We start from the raw sequence: 7,891 nt of genomic DNA on the forward strand, positions 1-7,891 counted from the left end.
TTAATGGGAGATTCGTCCGTGACTCGAATCACATATAAGTGATAAATATGCCCACTCCCGCTTAAATTCTGTATGGGAATAATACCTTTTTCTTTCATTGGACTGAGGAGACGGTCATATTTTTGAGCTGCTTGGTTGCGATCGCTATTCCAACTCTCTAAATAAGGAAGCTTGACATTCAGTACTGCAGCTTGTATTGTGTCCAGTCTACTGTTAGTACCTAATTCCTCATGGACATATTTACGCGGTGCGCCATAATTACGGAGACTTCGCACTTTATTTCCCACCTCAGAATTGTTAGTAATAACCATTCCTCCATTACCAAAGCAGCCTAAATTTTTACTTGGATAAAAGCTAAATGCAGCAGCTGTTCCTATACTTCCAGCACGATATCCCTCTCTTTGTGCCAAATGAGCTTGGGCTGCATCTTCAAATATAATCAAATTATTAGCTTGAGCAAAATCTTGTAATTCACTAGGAGCTACAATTTGACCATAAAGATGTACTGGTAATATTGCTTTGGTCTTGGAAGTAACAGCCTTTTGAGCTGCTTCTAAGTCAATTAACGCATTGTCAAGATTACAGTCCACTATAACTGGTATAGCACCAGCATGAAGTACTCCAATTAATGTTGCGATAAATGTATTAGCAGGTAAAATTACTTCATCACCCGCACCAATACCACAAGCTTGAAGTCCTAGTGTGATAGCGTCAGTGCCACAAGCAACTCCAATAGCATTTTTCACTCCACAAGCTTCTGCAAATGAATACTCAAATTTTTCTACTGCCTGACCAAGTATAAAGTCTCCCCTCTCTAATACTTCCTGGATGGCATTTTCTAGCTCTGTTTTTAGTGGTTGATGTTGGAGCTTGAGGTCAACGAAAGGAATATTTTTTGCCATTATTTATATAGTGTTGATGACTAAAAATTTACTCGGATGGATTAGCTAACTGAAATATTGATTCATACTGTCTTAAGTGTTTAGAGTAATACTTTATACACTAACTTTCACGAAATTACCAAGTATAATATAGCACAAGTAACTTTTGAGAATTAGCAATATAGTCAATAATCTTCAATATTATCTTTTATTATTGCTACAAATACTTCTTGTTTATATAAGTAAAAATATTTATTAAACAAGCATCTGGATAATATTTATATGTATTATTCAATAATAGAAATTTAAAAATGTTACCAGGATATCGCGGGAGTATGAAAGCCCCGTCTTTTTAAAGCGGGGATGAAAGACGACACGGAGTAATTTATTGCTCCGTAATATTTTATCTGTTATGTTTATACCAAGTATGATAGTATAAGAATAGGAGGTGATACTATGTTGGTTTTTGAGTTCAAAGCATACGGAAAATTAAACCAGTACTTGGCAGTTAATGAAGCAATCCGTACCGCTCAGTTTGTCCGTGTGCGACGTGAAAGTCGCGTGTAAGGCGCATCAGCGCTAGTAATTGAGGAACTACTCCTCTAGAGGACTCTTTCCCTCTATTCCTATGTAAAAGGGTCACGAACCCCGCCTACTTTGGGAGTAAGTAATGAAACCACAAGGAATGCAAGGCACAAAAGCGAGATATACGGACAACTCAGTTGATATATCCCGCAAAGGAAAATTCCGAAAGGGTTAACGAAAGTGAATCATCATAAGTTCCGTGAACTGTAGCAGGCGAAATGAGTTGATACGCCCGACCAAAAGGTAAGTAGGTAAGTCATTGACGTGCGTACTTCAATGACGAAGGAGTATAATCCCTACCGGAATATAGATGGAACCCAATCCGAATGAATATTACACACGTGAAACACGGTAAGCCCCACTGGCTCTTGGACTAGATGAAAATCCAAGTAGGTTGACCGCAAGGAAAACGGATATGCCGAGGGGGTAAAGGATGCCAGAGAAAGCAAAAGCCAAGGGTAATGCCTTGGATAGGGGTTCAAGATTTGCCCTACACCGATAAGGTGGCAGACTTCTGGTAGGTCTTCAACGATGAAATCAAAGTAAAGGAATTGAACCGACGTGAAAGATAGGGTCAGTAATGACATCGGAACGAAGGAACCGTTAAAGACATGGGAATCCATCGACTGGAAGCTTGTGAATAAACGGATTAAAAACCTGAGACGGAGAATTTATCGAGCAACTCAGAATGGTCAGTGGAACAAGGTTCGCAGCCTTATGAAGCTGATAATAAGAAGCTACTCCAATTTACTGTTGTCAGTGCGAAGAGTAACTCAAGAAAATGAGGGGAAAAATACGGCTGGCATTGATGGTCAGACGGCAAGTACCCCCGCACAAAGAGTAAAACTCGTCAAAGAAATGCAGGATTACACCCTATGGAAAGCTCACCCTGCTAGAAGGGTATATATTCCAAAAGCCAATGGAAAACAAAGACCATTAGGGATTCCAACAATCACAAATCGCATAGCACAAGCAGTATTGAAGAATGCACTGGAACCTAGCTGGGAAGCCCGAATGGAAGCCAGCAGTTATGGATTCAGACCCGGTAGAAGCTGTCACGATGCCATACAACACACCTGGACACGCCTTAATAAACAAGGAAATGACAGGTGGGTATTAGATGCAGATATTAAAGGCGCATTCGACAACATTAGCCACAACTTTATACTCAAAAATATCGGGGAATTACCGGGTACAGAGTTAATTAAGCAATGGCTAAAAGCAGGTTATGTAGAATCCGAGATATTCCACGAAACGGAAAGCGGAACACCACAAGGGGGAATAATTTCACCCTTATTAGCTAATATCGCACTGGATGGAATCGAACAATTCCTCAGTCAATTCAAGAAAAGACAAGGGAAAAACAAATCTCCTAGAGCGCCCAAATATGGGTTCGTTAGGTATGCTGACGATTTCATTATTACCGCCGAAACAAAAGAGGATATTGAGGAAATAATTCCCTCGGTAAAAGAACTCCTCAAAACAAGAGGACTGGAATTAAATGACGATAAAACCAATATTGTTCATATAGAACAAGGATTCAATTTTCTGGGGTTCAATGTCCGTCACTTCCAGGGAAGCTGTCTAGTAAAACCTCAAAAGGAAAAAGTAAAACTATTCCTTAGAGAAATACGGAAATGGCTCAAAACTAACAAACACGCCAAGCCTGAAGCAGTTATCCGATACCTAAACCCCCGAATCAGGGGGTGGGGAAACTACTATAAACACGGGGTAAGTAGCAAAACGTTCAGCTATGTTGACCACCAAATTTTTCAAGCAATCTGGAAATGGTCATTAAGCAGACACCCAAACAAGGGAAAGAAATGGGTAGCGGGGAAATACTTTATCACTGTTAACGGCAGAAAATGGAATTTCCACGCAATAGTCAACGATGGAAATGGGAAAAAGAAAAACTTAATCCTTACGAAACTCGGAGACTTACCAATAACCCGTCACGTCAAAGTCAAGGGAACAGCATCCCCCGACGACCCCAAACTAACCGAATATTGGGAAAAACGCAGAACCAACTACGGGAAAACATACTTTGCTAGAGGTTCAAAGCTATTTAAGGTAGCCCAAAACCAAAGCTGGAAATGCCCAATATGCGGTGAACACCTGTTTAATGGAGAAAAGCTACAAACCCACCATAAAGTGCAAGTAAAAGATGGAGGCACCAATAAGGAGGACAACCTAGTCCACCTACACCTCACCTGCCACAAGCACGTACACACGGGTAAAGGTTCTGAGATTTTGAAGGCTTGAGCCGGATGATGGGAAACTGTCAAGTCCGGTTCTTAGGGGGGAGAGATGCGGCGACGTATGCTCTCCTACCCGACAATAGCTGCATTCGCTTATGGATGGACAATAAGCGAACGGGTAAGAATGATTTGCAAAAATATTGCTCTGTACTTGCCAAGCAATTTCCCTTTGCGAATGAACTCAACTCAATGGCTAGACAAGCCAGCGCAGAAAGAGCATGGTCATCTATTAATCGTTTTTATGAAAACTGTAAAAAAGGAGTAGCTGGTAAAAAGGGGCTTCCAAAATTTCAAAAAAATTGTCGTACTGTTGAGTATAAAACTACGGGTTGGAAGTTAGCACCTGACCGTAAGTCAATAACTTTTTCTGATAAGAAAGGCATTGGACGCTTAAGGTTAAAAGGTACTCGTGATTTGCACTTTTTTCAAATCAAGCAAATTAAACGAGTTCGATTGGTAAAACGTGCAGATGGTGTTTATGTTCAATTTTGTATTGATTCAGAACGTCGAGAAGATATCACGCCAACGGGGAATACCGTAGGTTTAGATGTTGGATTAAAGGAATACTATACCGACTCAAACGGTGAGGTCGTCAAAAATCCAACTTTTTTGCGTAAGGCCGAAAAAGTCCTTAAAAGGGCTCAACGTCGAGTATCAAAGAAAGAAAAAGGTTCAAACAATAGAGGCAAAGCTAGACATATTTTAGGTAAGCGCCACCTTAAAATAAGTAGGCAACGTAAAGACCATGCTGTGAAGTTAGCACGGTGCGTAGTTCAGTCTAACGACTTGATAGCCTATGAAGATTTGAGAATCAAAAATATGGTGAAAAATCACTGTCTAGCTAAGTCTATTAATGATGCATCCTGGTATCAGTTCCGTGTATGGCTTGAATATTTTGCAAAAGTATTTAAGCGTGTCACGGTTGCTGTTAATCCTCAATATACCAGTCAAAATTGCTCTAGCTGTGGAGAAGTTGTTAAGAAAACATTGTCTACCAGAACTCATGCTTGTAAGTGTGGGTGCGTGTTGGATAGAGATGAAAACGCAGCTATCAATATTTTGCATCGTGGACTTAGTACGGTAGGGCATACCGGAACTACTGCGCTAGACGCAGAAAACGCTTGGGGAGATGAAACCTCTACTCAGCTTGGCGCAAGCTTGGTTGAGCAAGTATTGTCGCGGAACCAAGAATCTCCGTCTCTTTAGAGCGGGGAGTGTCAATATTGTGCAGTATGCAAAACTACATTGATTAACTTGGGTAGCTATTCTGTAGAGGTTTTCGTTTACTAACAGCCTCTGGGGACTATGGTAAATAAAATATACCTAGAAAATGGCGTTGCTGAATTAGGGTATGATTTTGCCCCCCGAGCAAGCCAATTTTGGGGGGGATAAAACTCTAAAAGTCCCCCAGAATTGGGGGATGCGCGGGGGCATGGACTAGAACCAAACAATCGTGCATTCATACTTCAATTCAGCAACGCCAGAAAATTAAATAAAGCTATGGGTTTTGTGACACGGATATTTTTTCGCTGCATCGCCGAGAAGCCTCACGCCATAATATGCAGATTTGGTGGATGAATCGGCAGCAAATTGAATAGGTTCGATGCCCATTCAATTGGCCAAAATCCTAGCAGAAGCTTTCGCCCTGATTGAAAAACTTGTATTATTATTTTGCTATAACCCTGGAAATTTTCCACCATGCGCACTGCCTACCAATATAAATTAAGGCCCAATAAAGAGCAAATGGCCACCATAGAAATGTGGTTGGAATTATTACGTCGGCAGTACAACTATCGGTTAGGTGAAAGATTCTCATGGTGGGAAGAAAATCGCTGTCCAGTTAACGCCTGGCCCTTGGTAATTCCAATTTCTCAACTCAGAGACCATCCAGATTATTACTCTCAAAAAAAAGATTTGGTCAATACCAAAGACAAATTTCCGGAATACAAGCTAATTCATTCTCAGGTCTTACAGGACTGTATAAAACGGGTAAAACTTGCCTTTGATAGATGGTTGAAAACAGACAAAAATGGAGATAAATTAGGGAAACCAAGATTTAAAGGAAAAGGGCGTTATCGCAGTTTTACCTATCCTCAAATCAAACTTGACTGCATTGAAGGAAATAAAATTAATTTACCCAAAATAGGAAAGGTAAAGTTAATTCAGCATCGTCCAATACCAGAAGGGTTGACAATTAAAACTGTTACTATTAGTCGTAAAGCTGATGGTTATTATGTGACTTTATCCCTAGAAGAAAAATCAGTTCCAGCTTTAACAACTGAAGTGGAACCTACATTAAAAAATACTCTGGGAATTGATATGGGGTTGAAGGAATTCTTAGTAACAAGTGAAGGAGAATCTGTCCCCATCCCTCAATACTATCGAAAATCTCAGCAGCGATTAAAGACTTTACAAAAACGTTTATCTCGAAAGAAAAAAGGAAGTAAAAGGTGGCTTAAGGCTGTTAAAGCTTTAGCCAAACAACATAAAAAAGTAGCTGATAAACGTAGAGATTTTTATTTCAAAACAGCCAATGAATTGTTATCAAAAGCAGAAGTTATAGTCCATGAAAACTTAAATATCAAAGGGCTAGCAAAAACCCGTTTGAGTAAATCAATTAACGATGCTGGATGGAGTCAATTCCTGTCTATTTTGACTGTCAAAGCCGAAAATGCTGGACAGAAGACTATAGCAGTAAACCCCAAAAATACCAGCCAAGATTGCTCAAATTGTGGTGAAAAAGTCCCCAAAGAATTAAACATACGAACTCATTCTTGCCCATATTGCGGTGTTGTAATAGACCGAGACTTGTTTGCGCAGCATTCCGTAGGAAATGCGGCGATAAATATCAAAAATAGGGCGGCAGGGCATTCCGTCCTTAAAGCTCGTGGAGCCCGACGGGATACCGGGGCAGGGAAACGAGAAGCCCACACTATAGCGCCTGCTTAGTGTAGGAGTATGTCACCCTCAGATAATGTCAATGTCTAGTGTTAAGTTGGGAAAAAAATAAATGGCTTCAGCTACAGATAATAAAGAAAAACAAAGAGCTTTAGATTCAGTCCTTAAAACTATAGAAAAAAGTTTTGGTAAAGGGTCAATTGTCCGTTTGGGAGATGCTACCCGCATGAAGGTAGAAACAATTCCTAGTGGGGCATTGACTTTAGACTTAGCATTGGGAGGTGGCTTACCCAAGGGCAGAGTTATTGAAATTTATGGCCCAGAAAGTTCGGGAAAAACTACCCTTGCTTTACACGCGATCGCTGAAATTCAGAAAACAGGAGGTATTGCAGCTTTTGTAGATGCGGAACACGCTCTTGACCCCACTTATGCTGCTGCATTGGGGGTAGATATTGAAAATTTACTGGTCTCCCAACCTGATACTGGGGAGATGGGTTTGGAGGTAGTGGATCACCTGGTTCGATCTGTAGCTGTTGATATTGTGGTTGTTGACTCGGTAGCAGCATTAGTTCCTAGAGCTGAAATTGAGGGGGACATGGGAGATTCTCACATGGGTCTCCAAGCTCGTTTAATGAGTCAAGCATTACGGAAAATTACAGGTAATATTGGTAAGTCTGGTTGTACAGTTGTCTTTCTCAACCAACTTCGACAAAAAATTGGTGTTGTTTATGGTAATCCAGAAACTACTACTGGTGGTAATGCTCTTAAGTTTTATTCTTCGGTAAGACTTGATATTCGTCGTACACAAACTCTGAAAAAATCTTCAGAGGAATATGGTATTCACGTTAAAGTAAAAGTTGCTAAAAATAAGGTTGCCCCTCCATTCCGTATTGCTGAATTTGATATTGTTTTTGGTAAAGGAATTTCTAGTTTCGGTTGTATTATTGACCTAGCTGAAGAGACAGATGTAATTAAACGTAAAGGTGCTTGGTATAGCTACGGAGGAAGTAATTTTGCTCAAGGTAGAGAAAAGGCGATCGCTTATATGGAAGAAAATCCTGATTTTGCCAAAAAAATTGAACAGCAAGTTCGAGAAAAATTAAATCACGGTGCTTTGGTTTCTGCTAATTCTGTAGCACGGCCTGATGAAATAGAAGAGGAAGAAGATGAAGAAATTTTAGAAGAAGAATAAATTCTAGCTTTTATTAAGTATTTCATAGTTGCAGGTATTTGATTATTTTAAATTTAAAGATTATGCAACTATGATTT

At 40.1% G+C, this 7,891-nt stretch carries 5 protein-coding genes and 1 pseudogene; 5 read left to right on the forward strand and 1 reads right to left on the reverse strand.

The annotated features are described in order from the left end of the window. A partial coding sequence (locus AC3DU7_RS19155; protein WP_488040908.1) for a DegT/DnrJ/EryC1/StrS family aminotransferase occupies window positions 1–902 on the reverse strand: 902 nt, incomplete at its 3' end. 435 nt (window positions 903–1,337) lie between these two features. Between AC3DU7_RS19155 and AC3DU7_RS19160 the strand changes: the two are divergent. The 5 genes and pseudogenes from AC3DU7_RS19160 to recA all read left to right on the forward strand — a co-directional run. Continuing rightward, window positions 1,338–1,424 (forward strand): annotated as a pseudogene (locus AC3DU7_RS19160) (transposase); the annotation flags it as partial. A 603-nt stretch (window positions 1,425–2,027) separates the two neighbouring features. Beyond that, window positions 2,028–3,728 carry a group II intron reverse transcriptase/maturase gene (ltrA, locus tag AC3DU7_RS19165; protein ID WP_488040909.1) on the forward strand — a complete coding sequence of 567 codons (1,701 nt, stop codon included), beginning with the start codon at window positions 2,028–2,030 and terminating at the stop codon, window positions 3,726–3,728. 8 nt (window positions 3,729–3,736) lie between these two features. After that, complete coding sequence (locus AC3DU7_RS19170; RefSeq protein ID WP_488040912.1) at window positions 3,737–4,930, forward strand: RNA-guided endonuclease InsQ/TnpB family protein; 1,194 nt, start codon at window positions 3,737–3,739, stop codon at window positions 4,928–4,930. A 492-nt stretch (window positions 4,931–5,422) separates the two neighbouring features. Beyond that, window positions 5,423–6,673 carry an RNA-guided endonuclease InsQ/TnpB family protein gene (locus tag AC3DU7_RS19175; protein WP_488040910.1) on the forward strand — a complete coding sequence of 417 codons (1,251 nt, stop codon included), beginning with the start codon at window positions 5,423–5,425 and terminating at the stop codon, window positions 6,671–6,673. A gap of 61 nt (window positions 6,674–6,734) precedes the next feature. Next, complete coding sequence (gene recA, locus AC3DU7_RS19180; RefSeq protein ID WP_488040911.1) at window positions 6,735–7,814, forward strand: recombinase RecA; 1,080 nt, start codon at window positions 6,735–6,737, stop codon at window positions 7,812–7,814. Window positions 7,815–7,891 lie beyond the last annotated feature (77 nt).

It is taken from the genome of Okeania sp., assembly GCF_983059655.1.